This is a genomic window from Pseudomonas lalkuanensis (assembly GCF_008807375.1).
In the GTDB taxonomy this organism is placed as follows: domain Bacteria; phylum Pseudomonadota; class Gammaproteobacteria; order Pseudomonadales; family Pseudomonadaceae; genus Metapseudomonas; species Metapseudomonas lalkuanensis.
In genome coordinates, this window is record NZ_CP043311.1 from 4,861,446 (window position 1) to 4,877,986 (window position 16,541).

Below are 16,541 nucleotides of genomic sequence, written 5' to 3' on the forward strand. Positions count from 1 at the left end.
CTATACTGCCGCGCCTTTTTAGCCTGCAAGCGCGCCGGGTCGTGGTCCGGCGCTTCCCTGATGTTCCCTCCAAGAGGAGCGCCCACATGACCGTGATCAAGCAAGATGATCTGATCCAGAGTGTCGCCGACGCCCTGCAATTCATCTCCTACTACCACCCCGTGGATTTCATCCAGGCCATGCACGAGGCCTATCTGCGTGAAGAATCGCCCGCCGCGCGCGATTCCATGGCGCAGATCCTGATCAACTCGCGCATGTGCGCCACCGGCCACCGCCCGATCTGCCAGGACACCGGTATCGTCACCGTGTTCGTCCGCGTCGGCATGGACGTGCGCTGGGATGGCGCCACCATGAGCGTGGACGACATGATCAACGAGGGTGTGCGTCGCGCCTACAACCTGCCGGAGAACGTCCTGCGCGCCTCCATCCTGGCCGACCCGGCGGGCGCCCGTAAGAACACCAAGGACAACACCCCGGCGGTCATCCACTACTCCATCGTTCCCGGCAACACCGTGGAAGTGGACGTGGCGGCCAAGGGCGGCGGTTCCGAGAACAAGTCGAAGATGGCCATGCTCAACCCGTCCGACTCCATCGTCGACTGGGTTCTGAAGACCGTCCCGACCATGGGCGCCGGCTGGTGCCCGCCGGGCATGCTCGGCATCGGCATCGGCGGTACCGCCGAGAAGGCCGCTGTGATGGCGAAGGAAGTCCTGATGGACCCGATCGACATCCACGAGCTGAAAGCTCGCGGCCCGCAGAACAAGATCGAGGAAATGCGCCTCGAACTGTTCGAGAAGGTCAACCAGCTGGGCATCGGCGCCCAGGGCCTGGGCGGCCTGACCACCGTGCTCGACGTCAAGATCATGGACTACCCGACCCACGCCGCTTCGCTGCCGGTCTGCATGATCCCCAACTGCGCCGCCACCCGTCACGCCCACTTTGTGCTCGACGGCTCCGGCCCGGCTGCCCTGGAGGCCCCGCCGCTGGATGCCTACCCGGAAATCGTCTGGGAAGCCGGCCCGTCCGCGCGCCGCGTCGACCTGGACAAGATCACCCCGGAAGAAGTGCAGAGCTGGAAGCCGGGTGAGACCCTGCTGCTCAACGGCAAGATGCTCACCGGCCGCGACGCCGCGCACAAACGCATGGTCGACATGCTGAACAAGGGCGAAGAACTGCCGGTGGACCTCAAAGGCCGCTTCATCTACTACGTCGGCCCGGTCGATCCGGTGCGTGACGAGGTGGTTGGCCCGGCCGGTCCGACCACCGCGACCCGCATGGACAAGTTCACCCGCCAGATCCTGGAAAGCACTGGCCTGCTGGGCATGATCGGCAAGTCCGAGCGTGGCCCCATTGCCATCGAAGCGATCAAGGACAACAAGGCCGTGTACCTGATGGCCGTCGGCGGCGCCGCCTACCTGGTGGCCCAGGCGATCAAGAAGTCCAAGGTCCTGGCCTTCGCCGAACTCGGTATGGAAGCCATCTACGAGTTCGACGTGAAGGACATGCCGGTCACCGTCGCCGTCGACACCAACGGCGAGTCGGTCCACATCACCGGCCCGGCGATCTGGCAACAGAAGATCGCCGAGAACCTGGCGGTGGAAGTGAAGTAAGCCTTCACCTTCGCTGAATGAAAAAGCCCGGCCATGTGCCGGGCTTTTTATTGGGTGGGTATTTCAACAATCAAGGCACATGGCTAGCATCACGAACCAGAATCACGACCAAGGAAGGAGGTTCCTGTGAAGTCAGCGATGATCCTGCTGATCGCCATTGCCCTGAGTGGCTGCAATGCCCTGTTAAGCCCGCAACTGAATAGCGCCTACGCCGGTAAGGATGCCGGACAGGCGGTTATCGGAATCAGCGCGGCAGCGGGTACCGAGTATTCCTTCTACCGCTTCTACTACAAGCGTTCTGCCTTCAACGCCGGCGACCAGGTCGAGCAAGGGAACTTCACCTTCGATCAGTCCACCTTGCCATTCAGCAAACCGGAATATCGGAATGAGCAGGAAGAAGGCGCTGTACTTACTGCCCGGCTTGCTCCTGGAGAGTACGAGTTGTTCAGCGTCCTCACCCAACAGGGCACAGGTGGGGCGGTTATTCACTACACCCCCAACGCTCCATTCTCGATCCGCTTCACCATCCTGCCCGGCGCCACTACCTACCTCGGGCACTTCCAGGCATATGCCACGGAGGGCCAGAACCCTGCTGGAGCCACCAAAGTCGGGCCGCCGATCTTTCTGATCGAGGATCGTCAGGAGCAGGATCTTGCACAGGCCCGTAAGCGCAACCCGGACATACCTGGCAAGGTCGAGAACGCCACCCCGAATCCCACGCTCTTGCAGCGAGACTACTTCGTCGACAAGGTCCCGCAGGAAATCCTCGACAAGCAACGTGGCCGGGTAAGCATGCAGGAGTTCCTCTGGGGCGGTTGAGGTGTCGATGGACCAATCGAATGCCAGGCTCTTGTAAGTTGTGGCAGAGCGGAGCGAAGCCCAACAACGTTGCGTTGGGCTTCGAAAGCTCAGCGACAACCTACAAAAGCTGTGCCTGGCCGAACTGCTCCGGCCAGTCACGCCGGGTGAATACCTGCCCCTCCGCGCGCACCCGGCGTACCTCCTCCAGATCCAGGTCGCAGATCAGCCACTGGCTGGTTGCCGGACAGAGTTCGAGGCTTTCGGCGATCACGCCGTTGCTCGGCATGCCGTAGTCCGGCGGCACGTAGAGGCCGGCACGACCGATGTTTTCGTCCAGCGCCGGGGACCAGGGGGCGAGCCCCACCGTAGGCGACTGCAGCACGGCGATCTGGTTCTCCAGCGCGCGGGCTTGCGCGCCGATGCGCACGCGGTTGTAACCGGCCTCGGTGTCGGTGCAACTGGGAGCGAGGATCAGGTCGGCGCCGCTTTCGGCCAGGGTGCGGGCGAGCATGGGGAATTCGTTGTCGTAGCAGATCAGGATGCCCAGACGGCCGAGGGCCGTGTCGAACACCTTGAGTCCCTTCCCTGCCTCGATGCCCCATTGCTCGCGCTCGAAACGGGTCATGATCAGCTTGTCCTGGAAGCCCAGTTCACCGCCCGGACCGAACAGCCAGGCGCGATTGCGGAACCGTCCATCGGCATCGCGCACGGGCAGGCTACCGGGTTGCAGGTAGACGCCAAGCTTCGCCGCGATACCCGCGCACAGCGCCCGCCAATCCTGAAGCAGGGGCTGGATACCGGCGATGGACGCCTGCAGGTCAGCACGCTCATCCGGCGGCAGTTGACCGGCCAGCACCAGGCCGGCGTACTCCGGCAACACCAGCAGCTTCGCGCCGCCCAGGGCGGCTTCGGTGCAGAGTCCCTCCAGGTGGGCGGCATAGGTATCCCAGCGTTCATGGAGCTCGATGGCGTACTGGCAGGCCGCAATCCTGATCATCGGGTGATCTCCTTGAGCCAGAAGGACATGGGTTTGGCCGACTCGGTATCTTCGTCCAGGTCACGCCAGTGGTACTCGGTGCGCAGTTCCGGGTGGTGGCGATAACCGCGCCGCGCCCAGAACTCGTTCAGGGGCTGGTAGCCGGGTGGGCGTCGCGGATGATCGGCCGGACGCTCCACCGCGCAGAAGGCGCAGTGGTCGAAGCGCGCCAGGCGCCGCGCATAGCCTTCGCGCTCGGCGAAGAAGCGCACGCCCAGGCCGCTGCCCCGGTACTCGGGCAGCAACACCGACTCGCCGAAATAGAAGATGCGCTCCGGCACCCAGCCCTGTTCGCGGAAAGGCCGCTGGAATTCCTCGGTTTCGTCCGCCATCGGCAGGCCGGTGGAGGCTCCCACCACCCGCCCGCCATCCAGCGCCAGCACGAACAGGCTTTCCTTCGACTCGGCATAGGTAGAGAGATAGCGCGCTTCATAATCCAGCGTGCCGTCATAGAGATAGGGAAACTCGCGGAACACCGTCAGGCGAAGGCGCGCGAGGTCATCGATATGGGGCGAGATGGCGCCGCCTTGAAGAAGTCGGATCTGCATGGGAGCGGTCGTTCTGGGGAAGTGGATGACGCCCCTGGCTAAGCCGGGCCTGGGTCAAGAACCTATCATGCCGGTCACGTACCGACTGACCTCTTTGCGACAGGAACCCAGCCATGACCGCTATCGAACTGGTGCAAGCCTATTACGACGCCTTCAACGCCGGCGACATGCCGGCCTTCCTCGCCCTGCTCAGCGAGGACGTGGTGCACGACATCAACCAGGGTGAACGCCAGCAGGGCAAGGCCGCTTTCGCCGCCTTCATGGACAAGATGAATCGCTGCTACAAGGAGCGCCTTTCGGACATCGTGGTCATGCAGAGCGCCGACGGCAGCCGCGCCGCCGCCGAGTTCGTGGTGCACGGCCAGTATCTGGCCGACGATGAGGGCCTGCCGCCGGCCAAGGGGCAGACCTACGTGCTGCCGGCCGGCGCCTTCTTCCATATCCACTGCGGCAAGATTGCCCGCGTGACCAACTATTACAACCTCAACGACTGGGTCGAACAGGTCTGCTGAAAACAGCCTGCTGCGCGTCGGCGCTACGGCGTCATAAACAGCCTCGAAATGCTCATTTACAGTCGTAAACTCGCGTGCGAGCCCAGTCCGTCTTCTCGGCTGTTCATGCCGTGCCTCGCTTCAGCTCGCGACGCTGTGACATGTCCGTCAAGTATTCACCCGCGCCTTCGGCAGCTCGACCACCGTGGCGCGGCGCTGGGCCAGGTAGCGGGTGCAGCTCACCCGCAGGAAGGACGCGAAGTTGACCACCTCGCCCCGGTACTCCATCACCTCGTCGTAGAGCTTGGCGATGAGCTGGTTGGTGGTCATGCCGTCCACCTCCGCGATTTCCCGCAAGATGTCCCAGAACTGGTTCTCCAGGCGCAGCGTGGTGACCACGCCTCGGATGCGCAACGAGCGCGAGCGGGACTCGTAGAGAATGGGGTCGGCCTTGACGTAGAGCTCGCACATGGCGCGCCTCCTGTTTTTTGGCTATGCGGGATCAATTGGGCCAGGCAGGTTGGCGCAGAGCGCAGCGAAGCCCGACACACTCGATGTTGGGCTTCACACATCTCAGCCACAACCTGCGATCACGGCTCGATCTTCGTCCCGAGCAGCTTGAGGAAACCTGCCAGCCAGGCGGGGTGGGCCGGCCAGGCCGGAGCGGTCACCAGATTGCCCTGGGTATGGGCGGCGTCCACCGGGATATCCACATACTGACCACCGGCAAGTTTCACTTCCGGGCCGCAGGCCGGGTACGCGCTGCACTCGCGGCCCTCCAGCACGCCGGCGGCCGCCAGCAACTGGGCGCCATGGCAGACGGCGGCGATAGGTTTGCCGGCCTGGTCGAAGGCCTTCACCAGTTCCAGCACCCTGGCGTTGAGGCGCAGGTATTCGGGAGCGCGTCCGCCGGGGATCAGCAGGGCGTCGTAGTCCTCCGCCCGGACCTTGGCGAAATCGAAGTTGAGGGCGAAGTTGTGCCCCGGCTTCTCGCTGTAGGTCTGGTCGCCTTCGAAATCATGGATAGCGGTGCGCACGGTCTGTCCGGCGACCTTGTCCGGGCACACGGCGTGTACCGCATGGCCGACCATCAACAGGGCCTGGAAGGGCACCATGGTTTCGTAGTCTTCGGCGTAGTCGCCGACCAGCATCAGAATCTTCTTCGCGGCCATTGCTCATCCTCCTGAATTGGAAGCCCCGGGGCTTCAAAGGTTAGCCAATTATCCCCGGCACCCTTCGCCCCCGGGTAATAGGCCCCTACTACAGGATGGATGGCGGGGTCAGATGCCGATCTTGTCCAGCGCCCGCCCCACTCCGCGCCAGAACCCAACCTGGGGCCGCACCACTTCACCGTTGGCGGCTACGCGCTGGCTCGGCTGGACCTGGCGGGTGGCGGCGATCTCCTGGCTGCCCAGGGACTCCGCCACCAGTTGCAGCGGTCCATTGCCGGCACCTTGCTGCTCGCTATTCTTCGGCGGCGGGTCCAGTTCGTCGTAGCGCAGGTAATAGGTGCGTCCGGCAGAAGCTTCCAGGGCGAAGGAGCTGATGAGGGTGAAATCCAGCGGGCCATCGGCCAGCAGCGTCCAGTAGCTGCCGAACAGAGGTCGACGCATTTCCAGTTTGTAGCTGGCCGCGTCGAACTCCAGGGCCAGGTGGCCGTTGCTCGGCAGGCTGCCGATCAGCTCGTTGTTGAGGAAGATGCCGGGAGCTTCCAGTTCCTGATCGGCCCATTCGCTTTGCGGGCGATAGAGGTAGACCAGTGCATGCTCGCCGTCGCTCGGCGCGGAAGGCTGGAATTCAGGCCCTTCGGTCGCGCCGAAGAAGGCGCCGGGGGTGGAACAGCCGCCCAGTACGGAGCACAGCAGCAGGATCAGCAGGTGTCGGCGGCCCATGCAGCCACTCCCTCTTGTTGTCGTGGAGCAAGCCTAGCCCGGCCGCGAGCCACATACACCCGACCAAAGTGCGGCCCGGCGGCCGGGCGTTGGGGCGAAAAAAGGCCTCAGCGGCGACGATCGAGGAGGTTCACCACCAGCCGGTCCAGCCAGCCCCAGAGGCGCTGGCGCAGGCGTTTCATCAGCGGGCGCGCGTGCCAGTCGTCCATGGTGATCTCGCGGCTGTCGGAGAAGTCCTGGCGCATGCAGGCGTCCACCGCCAGGGTGAAGTTCGGGTCCAGTGCTTCCAGGTTGGCTTCCAGGTTGAAGCGCAGGTTCCAGTGGTCGAAGTTGCAGGAGCCCACGCTGACCCAGTCATCGGCCAGCACCATCTTCAGATGCAGGAAGCGCTGCTGGTACTCGAAGATGCGCACCCCGGCGCGCAGCAGCCGCGGGTAGTAGCGCTGGCCGGCGAAACGCACCGGTGGGTGGTCGGTGTGCCGGCTGGTGAGCAACAGGCGCACCTCGACCCCCCGACGCGCGGCCTTGATCAGCGCGCGGCGAACCTTCCAGCTCGGCAGGAAATAGGGCGTCGCCAGCCACACGCGGTTGCGCGCCGTGCGAATGCTGCGCACCAGCGAACGGACGATGTCGCGGTGCTGGTTCGCATCGGCGTAGGCCAGCCTGCCGAGCCCCTCCCCCACCGCCGGATAGGGCGGCAGATGGGCCAGCCCCGGTGCCTCGCCCGGTTTCCAGGGGCGACGGCCGAGGCTGGCCAGCCACTGGTAGTCGAAAATGAGTTGCCAATGCGCCACCAGCGGTCCCTCGATGGCCACCATCACTTCGTGCCAACGACTGGTCTCCTGGCTCGGGTCCCAGAACTCGTTGGTGGAGCCTGTGCCGCCAATGAACGCCTGGCGATCATCCACCACCAGGATCTTGCGGTGGTCGCGGTACAGGTTGCTGAAGCCACGCCGCCAGCGCAGCGGGTTGTAGAACTGCAGCATCACCCCGGCCTCGACCAGGCGCTCGCGCAAGACCGCGCCCAGCTTCAGGCAGCCGAAGTCATCGAACAGGCAGCGCACCCGCACGCCGCGTGCGGCGGCCACGCACAGGGCATCCACCAGGGCCTGGCTACAGCGGCCGTCCTCCACCAGGTAAAGCTCCAGCGCGACCTGATGCTCGGCCCGGGCGATGGCGGTGAGCATGGTCGGAAAGAACTGCGGGCCGTCGATCAACAGCTCGAAGCGGTTGCCGGACTTCCAGGGGAAAATCTGCCCCATCAGCGCTCCGTGAAGATCAGCACGGCGCCCACCGGCACCGACAGACTGATGCCGGGCAGGCCGGCCACCTTGCGCAGGCCATCCAGTGCCGTGGCCAGGCCGTAGTCTTCGACCTGCAGCACCAGCGGCGCCAGGGTCACCACCTGGAAGCGATGGTCGTCCAGGCGCGTGGCCAGGAGTTCGGCGCGGTATTGCTGGGCCTTGTCGCGAATCTTCACCGTCAGCGGCAGGCCCAGCTCCAGCTGGGCGCCAGGGGCCAGGTCAGTGATGGGACGCAGGTCGAGCTGGGCGGTGATCTCCGCCTCGGGGTACTTGGCGATCTCGAAGAACTGGTCACGCAGGCGCTGGTCACGCAGCGGAACCCCGGTGCTCACCGATTCCAGCTCGACGCGCAAGTGCGCCTTGCCTTCCTTGCCGATCTTGCCGTGCAGGGTGAGGAAGCGGTGCACCTCGGAAATGCTGCCGGCCTTGGTGGAGATGAAGGAGATGCGCGACGACTCGTTGTCCAGGTACCAGCTGGCCTGCACCGGCAGGGCCAGGGCGCCTAGCAGGGCAATGAGGGGGCGTATCGATTTGTGCATGCGGGCTTCCTTTGGCATGTCGCTGACGGCCGGAAGACTGCGGCCGGACTCCATTGGTCACACGAATCGCCGCGGGGTTCCGCATGGAGCAGACCCGACGGACGGACAATGGATGCAAAGCTACCAGAGGAAAGACGATTGGTGGGCACGGCGCCAGAACAGCCGGGACGAATCGATTAGCTCGTAACGCCCCAGTGGTAGCGATTTCAATCGCGATTGCAATCGCGATTGCAATCCGAAGGGCTGCCTTCAATACCCATGGGTTGCTGCGCTGCCCTTTCGCGAATGAATTCGCTCCCACAGACCCGAGGCCCATGCCGAATGTATTCCCCCCTGCCTGAGCCCTACCCGAACCAATAACGAAAAAAGCCCCGACCTGGCGGCACGAGGCTTCTTTCGCGGCAGTGGGCTGTTACAGGCGCGGGTAGTCGATGTAGCCCACCGGGCCCTTGGCGTAGAACAGCTCGGGGCGCGGCTCGTTCAGCGGGGCATCCAGGCGCAGGCGCTCGGGCAGGTCGGGGTTGGCGATGAAGGGAATGCCGAAGGCCACGGCGTCGGCCTTGCCGCTTGCCAGCCAGGCGTTGGCGCTGTCCCGGGTGAAGCGCTCGTTGGCGATGAACACGCCACCGAAGGCTTCCTTCAATTGCGGCGCCAGACTGTCCTCGCCCTCCTTCTCGCGAGCGCAGAGGAAGGCCACGCCACGCTTGCCCAGTTCCCGGGCGACATGGCCGAAAGTGCCGGCCAGATCGGAGTCGCCCATGTCATGGGAGTCGGCACGCGGCGACAGGTGCACACCTACTCGGCCAGCGCCCCACACCTTGATCGCGGCATCGGTGACTTCCAGCAGCAGGCGGGCACGGTTCTCGACCGAGCCGCCGTACTGGTCGGTGCGCTTGTTGGTGCCGTCCTGGAGGAACTGGTCCAGCAGGTAGCCGTTGGCGGCGTGGATTTCCACACCGTCGAAACCGGCAGCCTGGGCATTCTCGGCACCGATGCGGTAGGCCTCGACTATGTCGGCGATCTCTTCGGTTTCCAGGGCGCGCGGCACCGGAAAGTCACGCAGCGGACGCAGCAGGCTGACGTGGCCCTTGGCGGCGATGGCGCTGGGCGCGACCGGGGCTTCGCCGCCCAGGTAGCTCGGGTCGGAGATGCGGCCCACGTGCCACAGCTGCAGGACAATCTTGCCGCCGTTGGCGTGCACCGCCTTGGTGATATTGCTCCAGCCCTTCACCTGCTCGTCGGACCAGATGCCGGGGGTATCCGGGTAGCCGACGCCCAGGGGCGTGACGGAGGTGGCTTCGCTGATGATCAGCCCGGCGGACGCGCGCTGGGTGTAGTACTCGGCCATCAGCGCGTTGGGCACACGGCCCTCGTCTGCGCGGCAGCGGGTCAGGGGAGCCATGATGATGCGGTTGGCGAGTTCCAGGTCGCCGATCTTGATCGGGTCGAAGAGCGTGGGCATGTCGTTTACCTCGGGTCAGTCGAGAGCCGCTTGCAGCTCGGGATTACGGTTGCTGAAGGTGAGCAGGGTCGCCAGCAGGGCGAGGATCGCCAGTACTGCAGCGGCCAGGGGAACGCTGGTGAGGCCGAATCCGTGGCTGATGACCAGGCCACCGACCCAGGCGCCGAGAGCATTGCCCACGTTGAAGGCGCCGATGTTCAAGGTGGAAACCAGGTTCGGGGCGTCACTGCCGAAATTCACCACGTTGACCTGCAGGGCCGGCACCGCGGCGAAGGCGGCCGTGGCCCAGAGGAACAGGGTGATCTCCGTGGGAATCAGGCTTGCGCTGGTCCAGGTCAGGACGCTGGAGGCGACGGCCAGGGCGACGAACACGCCCATCAGCGTCTGCGCCAGCTTCCAGTCAGCCAGGCGGCCACCGATCACGTTGCCCAGGGTCAGGCCCAGGCCGATCAGCAGCAGGCTCCAAGTCACGCCTCGGGGCGAAACGCCGGTCACGTCGCCGAGCAGCGGCGCGACGTAGGTGAAGATGCAGAACACCGCGGCGGAGAACAGTACGGTGGTGGACAGCGCCAGCCAGAGCCCGGCACCCCGCAGGGCGGCGAACTCGGCGCGGATGTCGGAGGCCTCTTCGTCATCCTGGCGCGGCAGCACACGCCAGAGGCCGATCAGCGCAGCGATGCCGATCAGGGTCACGGCCCAGAATGTGGAGCGCCAGCCGGCGACCTGGCCCAGGGCGGTGCCCAGGGGCACACCAAGCACGTTGGCCAGGGTCAGGCCGGTGAACATCAGGGCCACGGCCGAGGCCTTGCGGTTGGCCGGCACCAGGCTGGCGGCGACCACCGAGCCGATACCGAAGAAGGCGCCGTGGCAGAGTGCGGTAACGACCCGCGCCAGCATCAGCAGGCCGTAGTTGGCGGCGATGGCGCAAAGCAGGTTGCCGATGATGAACACGCCCATCAGCACCAGCAGGGCGCGCTTGCGTGGCAGCTTCGAGGTGACCATCGCCATGAACGGCGCGCCGATGGCCACGCCCAGGGCGTAGCCGGTGACCAGCCAGCCGGCACCGGGAATGGATACGCCGAGATCAGTGGCCACCTCGGGCAGCAGGCCCATGATGACGAATTCAGTGGTGCCTATCGCAAACGCGGACAAGGCGAGGACGAGAAGCGCAGTAGGCATGGGCCTGCTCCTTGGAAATGTCGGGTTGTAGGCAGGTGCTGCAGTTACAGCTCGTCGCTCATCTGGCGAAGAAATTCAGCGATGACGGCTTCATTGCGTTTGAAGAAGTGCCATTGGCCCACCTTGCGGCTCGTGACCAGGCCGGCGCGCTGCAAGGTCGCCAGGTGCGCCGAGACGGTGGACTGGGACAGCCCGCAGCGCTGGTCGAACTTGCCGGCGCAGACGCCGATTTCAAACGGGTGGTCCTGCTCGACGAAGTACTTCTCCGGGTCCTTGAGCCACTGCAACATCTCCCGTCTGACGGGATTGGCGAGTGCCTTGATGATTTCGTCGAGGTCGATGGATGTGCTCATGGCGGTGGATTCGTATATCGAGATGGAACGAACTTTATATCGGGAAAGAACGATACGGGATCGTTTGTGCCGATAGTCATCATCGACCGCCATGATAAAACCGTCTCTGGGTTAAGCTCGGCCCATGAACTACCTCGCCCACCTCCATCTCGGCGGCTCCCAGCCGGCGCAGCTGCTCGGCAGCCTCTACGGCGACTTCGTCAAAGGGCCGCTGGCCGGGCGCTGGCCGACGGATATCGAAGCCGGCATCCGCCTGCACCGGCGCATCGACGCCTTCACCGACGGCCACCCGCTGATCGCCCAGGCCAAGTTGCGTTTCCCCAGTGAGCGGCGGCGCTTCGCCGGCATCCTGCTGGACGTCTTCTTCGACCACTGCCTGGCGCGCGACTGGGAGCGCTACTCCGCCGAACCGCTGGACGCCTTCACCCGCCATGTCTACGACGTGCTGGTCAACGAACCCGCACTGCCTGGACGCCTGGCGCTGATCGCCCCGCGCATGGCCGCCCAGGACTGGCTCGGCAGCTACCGGGAGTTCGAGACCCTGGAACTGGTCATCGCCGGCATGGCGCGGCGCATTTCGCGGCCCGAAGCGCTGGATGGTGCAATGGCCGAACTGGAGGCGCTGTATCAGCCGCTGTTCGATGACTTCCGTCAGTTCTATCCACAGCTCCAGCAATTCGCGGGAACCCAACAAATCCATGGTTGATCTGCATCAAGGGGAGACCGGGGCACCTGCAGTGCAATGGTCTGAGAGACCCGCTATGGAGGTGCCCGATGAAAGCGCTGATGCTGGCGACCGACCTTTCCAACCGTTCCGACCGCGCCATGCGGCGCGCAGCCAGACTGGTCCGGCAATTCGGCTGCCCCTGGTTCATCCTTCACGTCGTCGACGAAGACCAGCCGCAGCTGCGGATCGAACTTGAAGTCGAGCAGGTCCGCCGTTACCTCAATGAACAACTCGACTTCTTCACCGAGCTGGCCGGCCGCACGCCGGAGATCTGGGTGGAAGTGGGCGATCCGGCCAAGCACATCGCCGACTGTACGCGCTGGGCCGACATCGACCTGCTGGTAGTCGGCAGCCATCGCAAGAGCCCGCTGCGCGACATCTTCGTCGGCACCACCCTGGAACGCCTGGTGCGCACCAGCCACGTACCGATCCTGCTGGTGAACAGGGTCGCCGAGGACGACTACCTGGCACCGCTGCTGGCCGTGGACTGCTCACCCGCTTCCGCCCAGGCCGTGCGCGCCGCCAACGAACTGGGCCTGCTCCCCGCCAGCGGCGCCAGGGCACTGCATGCCTTCGACCCGCTGGGCGGCGCCGTGCTGCTGGCGGCAGGCGCCGGAGCGGGCGCGATCGCCAAGGACTTCGCGACCGAACGACATCGCGCCACCGCGGCTCTGGACCAATTCCTGCGCAAGGAAGGACTGGACGCCATGATCGGCCAGCGCCTGATCGAGGAAGGCCTGCCCATGACCGCGCTGCGCCGGGTGCTGGAGCAAGAACCGGTGGACCTGCTGGTGATGGGTACGCGTGGACTGACAGGGGTGAAACGTATGCTGATCGGCAGCGTAGCGGATGCCGCCATGCGCGAGCTGGACTGCGACATCCTCACGGTGCCGCCGATTCGCTGGCCCGACAGCGACAAGGCCTGACCCCATCAGGCGGCCAGGGCCTCGTCTTCCACCTCACCGAAGAGCGCCAGTTGCACGGCGCTCTTCGCTTTCCGGCTCAATTCGGTGCGGGTCAGTCCCTGACTGGTAACCGGTTCGAGCAACCGGATTTCCACTTCGGCCAGATCGCTGCGCAACAGACGCAGCAGGTGCGAGAGCAGATCGTCCTCGCCGATGAAAGGCGCGATCTCGTCGCGCTGGCCATCACGCCAATAACGGATCGCCACCGGCTGCACCGGTACCTGGGTTTCCACGGCACTGGTGAGAAGGCGGCTGTGGAAAGTCTTCAACAGGCTGCCGTCGGTGGTGGTGCCTTCCGGGAAGATCAGCAGGTGACGCCCATCCCCGAGATGGCGGGCAAGTTGCTGGCCGACCAGACCGCTATCCCCCGAGCCACGGCGGATGAACAGGGTGCCCGCCTTGTGCGCCAGCCAACCGGCCACCGGCCAGGCACGTACCTCGGCCTTGGACAGAAAGGACAGCGGCGCCACGGCGCCGAGCAGCGGGATATCGGTCCAGGACACGTGGTTGCTCACCCAGAGCATGGGCTGCTCCGGCACCCGGCCAGTGACCTGCACGCGAAACGGCAGCGCACCAGCCAGGCGGGCGAGGAACCAGCGGGTCAGGCGCTGTCGGGTGGCCATCAGATCACGACGCCCCAGGCGTTCCAGCACGCCAACCCACAACGCCAGCGACAGGCCAAGGCCGATCACTGCCAGCAGGCGGGCGACGCGGGCGTAGAAACGGACGGACTTGTGCATGCCCGGCCTCAGACCGCAGCCTTGAAATGACGGGCGTAGCGCGGGCAAAGCTCGTCGCGCTTGAGCAGGATGAACACGTCGGCCACCTGGAAGTCCGGGTCCCAGCAGGGCTCGCCGCAGATCTTCGCGCCCAGGCGCATGTAGGCCTTGAGCAGCGGTGGCATCTCGGCGATCACGTTGCCCGGCAGCTCCAGCACCGGCAGCGGGTTCTTCGGCTCCGCGCGCAGGTATTCGGTGCACAGATGCCGCTCGCGCAGGCGCTGCATGATGGCCTGGGCCTGGACGCCGCCGTCCTGCATCGGGATGCTGGCGCAGCCCATCAGGTAGCGGTAGCCGCCCTGGTTCAGCACTTCAGCCAGTTCACCCCAGAGCACGGCGATAGTGGCGCCATTGCGGTAGGAAGCATCGACGCAGGTACGACCGATTTCCAGCACCGGGCCTTGCAGCTCGCCGAGGCCGTGGAGGCTGAATTCCTCTTCGCTGTAGAAGCGGCCCAGGTCACGGGCGGCGTGGTGATCGAGCAGGCGGGTGGTGGCGACCAGCTCTCCGCTGTCCAGGTCGCGCACACCGATATGCTGGCAGTGCGGATCGTAGTCATCCATATCGAGACCGAACTCGGCGCCCTGCAGCTTGGCGTCGAACTCGGCGCTGAACACTCGAAAACGCAGGGCTTGCGCCTCACGCAGCGCAGCAATGCCTTCCAGGCGCTCGGCCTGGAGACGGCGAGGGCTTTTCCCGTTGGGTGCGACGCTGTCGCGGGTCATGGCGATCTGAGTCATGAATAAGCCTCCGTTGGCCGGCTAGATCCCGGTTGCAGCCGGACGATCTTGTTGTGCAAGCTCAGGCTAGGTAGACCCGGTGTCACCCCCATGACGATCCCGTGATGCTTGTATGACATGGGGCCACTGACATCTCGCAACCTCGCACCCACTGTCCTCGAGGAGCCCACAATGCCCTGGCAACGCCTGTTCGAAGCCACTGCCCGCCTGCCCTCCGGCCAACCGCTGGATGACTGGTACGGCGCCCTGCTGGACCGCCTGGGCGAGGTGACGCCCTTCGAACTGGCAGTGCTCGGCGGCAAGCTGGCCGCCACGCCCGGGCTGGCGTTCCTCGCCGGCTACCAGGGTGCCCTGCGCCTGCTCTGGCCTTCGGCGCCGCAGAGCCTGGGCGCGCTGTGCGTGACCGAGAGCCGCAGCGTACGCCCTGCGGACATGCAGACCCGCCTGAGCGGCCTCAGCCTCGCTGGACGCAAGGACTTCGTCACCGCCGGGGATGCCGCCGACTGGCTGCTGGTGGCGGCCCGCGAGGAAACCGATGGCGAATCACCGCGCCTGGCCCTGACCGTGGTGCGCAACGGCTCACCGGGTGTGCGCGTCGAGCAGCTCAAGCCGCTGCCGCTGATGCCCGACGTCCCCCATGCACGCCTGCATCTGGAAGGCGCCCATTGCGAGCGCCTGGCCGGCGATGGCTGGGACGCCTACGTGAAGCCGTTTCGCAGTATCGAGGACCTCCATGTCCTCGCCGCGCTGCTGGCTTGGTTGTACGGTGTGGGCCGCGACAACGCCTGGCCCCAGGACCTGCAATTGCGCCTGCTGGCGTTGCTCAGCGGTGCGGCGGAAGTCTCCCGCCAATGCGCCACGGCACCGGCCATGCACCTCCTGCTGGCAGCCCTCTTCGCCCAGTTCAGGGCGCTCAAGCCGGAACTGGACGCCGCCTTCGCCAGCGGGCCGGAGGATTGGGCGAACCTCTGGAAGCGCGACCAGGGCGTGCTGGACATCGCCAGCGGACCAAGGGCGAAACGGCTGGAAAAGGCCCTGGCAGCAATGGGCATGGCCTGATTTCCCATGGGTTGTGGCTGAGCGCAGCGAAGCCCAACCGACAAGAGCCAGCCATCGACTTTTAGCGGCGCATTCATTCGCGATTGAAATTGCCCCACAAAAAGCACCGCCGGCCAGTGTGAATTGACTCAAGTCAGCACTCGCCCTTCAGAAATGCCTTACATCTGCGCGTCGCTTTTCCCACAGAGGTTTCCATGCGTCGCGAACCCATCGTGCTGTTCGACAACGGCACCCACCAATGCCTGATGTTCGACGATCTGGTCAGCGGCGACGGCGTGCAGTCCAACCAGTTCCTGATTACCGACAACCAGCAGTACCTGCTGCTGGACCCGGGCGGCGACCTGACCTACACCCCGCTGTCGCTGGAACTGTCCAAGCACATTCCGGTGCAGGACCTGACCTACATCTTCGCCTCCCACCAGGACCCGGACATCATCGCCTCCCTGGACAAATGGCTGCTGCACACCCGCGCGAAAGTGATCTGCTCCAAGCTCTGGGCGCGCTTCCTGCCGCACCTGACCGCCAACTACCTGGCCATCAGCCACGGCATCTCCACCTATGACCGCATCATCGCCCTGCCCGACCGCGGACAGTCCATCAACCTGGGCCGCTGCCAGCTCAAGGCGGTGCCTGCGCACTTCCTCCACTCGGTGGGCAACTTCCAGGTGTATGACCCGGTCAGCCGCATCCTCTTTTCCGGCGACATGGGTGCTTCCCTTGTGGAAGACGCCACGCCGGTGCGCGACTTCGTCAACCATGTGCCGAACATGGAAGGCTTCCATCGCCGCTACATGGCCAGCAACAAGGTCTGCCGGCTCTGGGCCGCGATGGTGCGCACCATGGATGTGGAAATGATCGTCCCGCAGCACGGCCGGCCCTTCGTCGGCAAGGAAATGATCAGCGCCTTCCTCTACTGGATCGAGAACCTGGAGTGCGGTATCGACCTCCTCGGGCCGGACGATTACCGGCTGCCACGCTGAACTGACGTATCGCGCCGAATAGCCACACCAGCCGGCACGTTCGGCGCTATTTACCGTCATACGGGCCGTGCTAGGT

19 protein-coding genes are annotated in these 16,541 nt (G+C 65.1%); 7 read left to right on the forward strand and 12 right to left on the reverse strand.

Annotation, left to right across the window (positions count from 1 at the left end):
- Positions 1-86: 86 nt before the first annotated feature.
- Together FXN65_RS22485 and FXN65_RS22490 are read left to right on the forward strand one after the other, a co-directional pair.
- Positions 87-1,610, forward strand: a complete 1,524-nt coding sequence (locus FXN65_RS22485; protein WP_151136562.1) for a fumarate hydratase — start codon at positions 87-89, stop codon at positions 1,608-1,610.
- A gap of 138 nt (positions 1,611-1,748) precedes the next feature.
- Entirely contained in the window at positions 1,749-2,429 is a 681-nt protein-coding gene (locus FXN65_RS22490) for a hypothetical protein (RefSeq protein WP_151136564.1), read from the forward strand.
- A 100-nt stretch (positions 2,430-2,529) separates the two neighbouring features.
- Here the strand turns inward: FXN65_RS22490 and FXN65_RS22495 are convergent, their stop codons facing one another.
- Entirely contained in the window at positions 2,530-3,408 is an 879-nt protein-coding gene (locus FXN65_RS22495) for a carbon-nitrogen hydrolase family protein (protein ID WP_151136566.1), read from the reverse strand.
- The gene (locus tag FXN65_RS22500) at positions 3,405-3,995 is read right to left on the reverse strand and encodes a GNAT family N-acetyltransferase (RefSeq protein WP_151136568.1); all 591 of its coding nucleotides are present in this window, start codon (positions 3,993-3,995) and stop codon (positions 3,405-3,407) included. Before FXN65_RS22500 ends, FXN65_RS22495 begins: the two co-directional genes overlap by 4 nt.
- Positions 3,996-4,108: 113 nt before the next feature.
- Here FXN65_RS22500 and FXN65_RS22505 point away from each other — a divergent pair, with 113 nt between their 5' ends.
- A complete protein-coding gene (locus tag FXN65_RS22505; RefSeq protein ID WP_151136570.1) occupies positions 4,109-4,507 on the forward strand; it encodes a nuclear transport factor 2 family protein in 399 nt (132 codons plus the stop codon).
- A gap of 147 nt (positions 4,508-4,654) precedes the next feature.
- On the opposite strand, the gene FXN65_RS22510 is transcribed toward FXN65_RS22505, so the two are convergent.
- The 8 genes from FXN65_RS22510 to FXN65_RS22545 all read right to left on the reverse strand — a co-directional run bounded on the left by FXN65_RS22510 (position 4,655) and on the right by FXN65_RS22545 (position 11,215).
- Positions 4,655-4,957: a ribbon-helix-helix domain-containing protein gene (locus tag FXN65_RS22510; RefSeq protein WP_151136572.1), complete on the reverse strand. Its 303-nt coding sequence runs from the start codon at positions 4,955-4,957 to the stop codon at positions 4,655-4,657.
- A gap of 119 nt (positions 4,958-5,076) precedes the next feature.
- Positions 5,077-5,658: a DJ-1/PfpI family protein gene (locus FXN65_RS22515; RefSeq protein WP_151136574.1), complete on the reverse strand. Its 582-nt coding sequence runs from the start codon at positions 5,656-5,658 to the stop codon at positions 5,077-5,079.
- 108 nt (positions 5,659-5,766) lie between these two features.
- A complete protein-coding gene (locus FXN65_RS22520) occupies positions 5,767-6,378 on the reverse strand; it encodes a DUF2846 domain-containing protein (RefSeq protein ID WP_151136576.1) in 612 nt (203 codons plus the stop codon).
- Positions 6,379-6,485: 107 nt separating this feature from the next.
- Positions 6,486-7,643: a phospholipase D-like domain-containing protein gene (locus FXN65_RS22525; protein WP_151136578.1), complete on the reverse strand. Its 1,158-nt coding sequence runs from the start codon at positions 7,641-7,643 to the stop codon at positions 6,486-6,488.
- Positions 7,640-8,221 carry a YceI family protein gene (locus FXN65_RS22530; protein ID WP_151136580.1) on the reverse strand — a complete coding sequence of 194 codons (582 nt, stop codon included), beginning with the start codon at positions 8,219-8,221 and terminating at the stop codon, positions 7,640-7,642. The genes FXN65_RS22525 and FXN65_RS22530 overlap by 4 nt, the downstream gene beginning before the upstream one ends.
- Before the next feature lie 412 nt (positions 8,222-8,633).
- Positions 8,634-9,683, reverse strand: coding sequence for an alkene reductase (locus tag FXN65_RS22535; RefSeq protein ID WP_151136582.1), 1,050 nt, complete (start codon positions 9,681-9,683; stop codon positions 8,634-8,636).
- A 15-nt stretch (positions 9,684-9,698) separates the two neighbouring features.
- Entirely contained in the window at positions 9,699-10,862 is a 1,164-nt protein-coding gene (locus FXN65_RS22540; protein ID WP_151136584.1) for an MFS transporter, read from the reverse strand.
- 44 nt (positions 10,863-10,906) lie between these two features.
- The gene (locus FXN65_RS22545) at positions 10,907-11,215 is read right to left on the reverse strand and encodes an ArsR/SmtB family transcription factor (protein WP_151136586.1); all 309 of its coding nucleotides are present in this window, start codon (positions 11,213-11,215) and stop codon (positions 10,907-10,909) included.
- A gap of 124 nt (positions 11,216-11,339) precedes the next feature.
- On the opposite strand from FXN65_RS22545, the gene FXN65_RS22550 reads away from it, so the two are divergent.
- Together FXN65_RS22550 and FXN65_RS22555 are read left to right on the forward strand one after the other, a co-directional pair.
- Positions 11,340-11,921 (forward strand): acyl carrier protein phosphodiesterase, encoded by a 582-nt coding sequence (locus FXN65_RS22550; protein ID WP_151136589.1) that lies wholly within the window; start codon positions 11,340-11,342, stop codon positions 11,919-11,921.
- 68 nt (positions 11,922-11,989) lie between these two features.
- Positions 11,990-12,868 carry a universal stress protein gene (locus FXN65_RS22555; RefSeq protein ID WP_151136590.1) on the forward strand — a complete coding sequence of 293 codons (879 nt, stop codon included), beginning with the start codon at positions 11,990-11,992 and terminating at the stop codon, positions 12,866-12,868.
- 5 nt (positions 12,869-12,873) lie between these two features.
- On the opposite strand, the gene FXN65_RS22560 is transcribed toward FXN65_RS22555, so the two are convergent.
- Positions 12,874-13,647: a lysophospholipid acyltransferase family protein gene (locus tag FXN65_RS22560; protein ID WP_151136593.1), complete on the reverse strand. Its 774-nt coding sequence runs from the start codon at positions 13,645-13,647 to the stop codon at positions 12,874-12,876.
- An 8-nt stretch (positions 13,648-13,655) separates the two neighbouring features.
- On the reverse strand, positions 13,656-14,426 hold the full coding sequence (gene olsB / locus FXN65_RS22565) for an L-ornithine N(alpha)-acyltransferase (protein WP_151136595.1): 771 nt from the start codon (positions 14,424-14,426) through the stop codon (positions 13,656-13,658).
- 171 nt (positions 14,427-14,597) lie between these two features.
- On the opposite strand from olsB, the gene FXN65_RS22570 reads away from it, so the two are divergent.
- Together FXN65_RS22570 and FXN65_RS22575 are read left to right on the forward strand one after the other, a co-directional pair.
- The gene (locus tag FXN65_RS22570; protein WP_151136597.1) at positions 14,598-15,485 is read left to right on the forward strand and encodes an acyl-CoA dehydrogenase family protein; all 888 of its coding nucleotides are present in this window, start codon (positions 14,598-14,600) and stop codon (positions 15,483-15,485) included.
- 194 nt (positions 15,486-15,679) lie between these two features.
- A complete protein-coding gene (locus tag FXN65_RS22575; protein WP_151136599.1) occupies positions 15,680-16,465 on the forward strand; it encodes an oxygen-binding di-iron domain-containing protein in 786 nt (261 codons plus the stop codon).
- Positions 16,466-16,541: the final 76 nt, after the last annotated feature.

Bases quoted from the DNA above. Each gene is read 5' to 3' on its own strand.
- FXN65_RS22495 (WP_151136566.1), bottom strand. From the start codon at position 3,408: ATGATCAGGATTGCGGCCTGCCAGTACGCCATCGAGCTCCATGAACGC.
- FXN65_RS22500 (WP_151136568.1), bottom strand. From the start codon at position 3,995: ATGCAGATCCGACTTCTTCAAGGCGGCGCCATCTCGCCCCATATCGAT.
- FXN65_RS22540 (WP_151136584.1), bottom strand. From the start codon at position 10,862: ATGCCTACTGCGCTTCTCGTCCTCGCCTTGTCCGCGTTTGCGATAGGC.
- FXN65_RS22510 (WP_151136572.1), bottom strand. From the start codon at position 4,957: ATGTGCGAGCTCTACGTCAAGGCCGACCCCATTCTCTACGAGTCCCGC.
- FXN65_RS22490 (WP_151136564.1), top strand. From the start codon at position 1,749: ATGATCCTGCTGATCGCCATTGCCCTGAGTGGCTGCAATGCCCTGTTA.
- FXN65_RS22485 (WP_151136562.1), top strand. From the start codon at position 87: ATGACCGTGATCAAGCAAGATGATCTGATCCAGAGTGTCGCCGACGCC.
- olsB (WP_151136595.1), bottom strand. From the start codon at position 14,426: ATGACTCAGATCGCCATGACCCGCGACAGCGTCGCACCCAACGGGAAA.
- FXN65_RS22560 (WP_151136593.1), bottom strand. From the start codon at position 13,647: ATGCACAAGTCCGTCCGTTTCTACGCCCGCGTCGCCCGCCTGCTGGCA.
- FXN65_RS22530 (WP_151136580.1), bottom strand. From the start codon at position 8,221: ATGCACAAATCGATACGCCCCCTCATTGCCCTGCTAGGCGCCCTGGCC.
- FXN65_RS22520 (WP_151136576.1), bottom strand. From the start codon at position 6,378: ATGGGCCGCCGACACCTGCTGATCCTGCTGCTGTGCTCCGTACTGGGC.
- FXN65_RS22505 (WP_151136570.1), top strand. From the start codon at position 4,109: ATGACCGCTATCGAACTGGTGCAAGCCTATTACGACGCCTTCAACGCC.
- FXN65_RS22570 (WP_151136597.1), top strand. From the start codon at position 14,598: ATGCCCTGGCAACGCCTGTTCGAAGCCACTGCCCGCCTGCCCTCCGGC.
- FXN65_RS22535 (WP_151136582.1), bottom strand. From the start codon at position 9,683: ATGCCCACGCTCTTCGACCCGATCAAGATCGGCGACCTGGAACTCGCC.
- FXN65_RS22555 (WP_151136590.1), top strand. From the start codon at position 11,990: ATGAAAGCGCTGATGCTGGCGACCGACCTTTCCAACCGTTCCGACCGC.
- FXN65_RS22545 (WP_151136586.1), bottom strand. From the start codon at position 11,215: ATGAGCACATCCATCGACCTCGACGAAATCATCAAGGCACTCGCCAAT.
- FXN65_RS22550 (WP_151136589.1), top strand. From the start codon at position 11,340: ATGAACTACCTCGCCCACCTCCATCTCGGCGGCTCCCAGCCGGCGCAG.
- FXN65_RS22575 (WP_151136599.1), top strand. From the start codon at position 15,680: ATGCGTCGCGAACCCATCGTGCTGTTCGACAACGGCACCCACCAATGC.
- FXN65_RS22515 (WP_151136574.1), bottom strand. From the start codon at position 5,658: ATGGCCGCGAAGAAGATTCTGATGCTGGTCGGCGACTACGCCGAAGAC.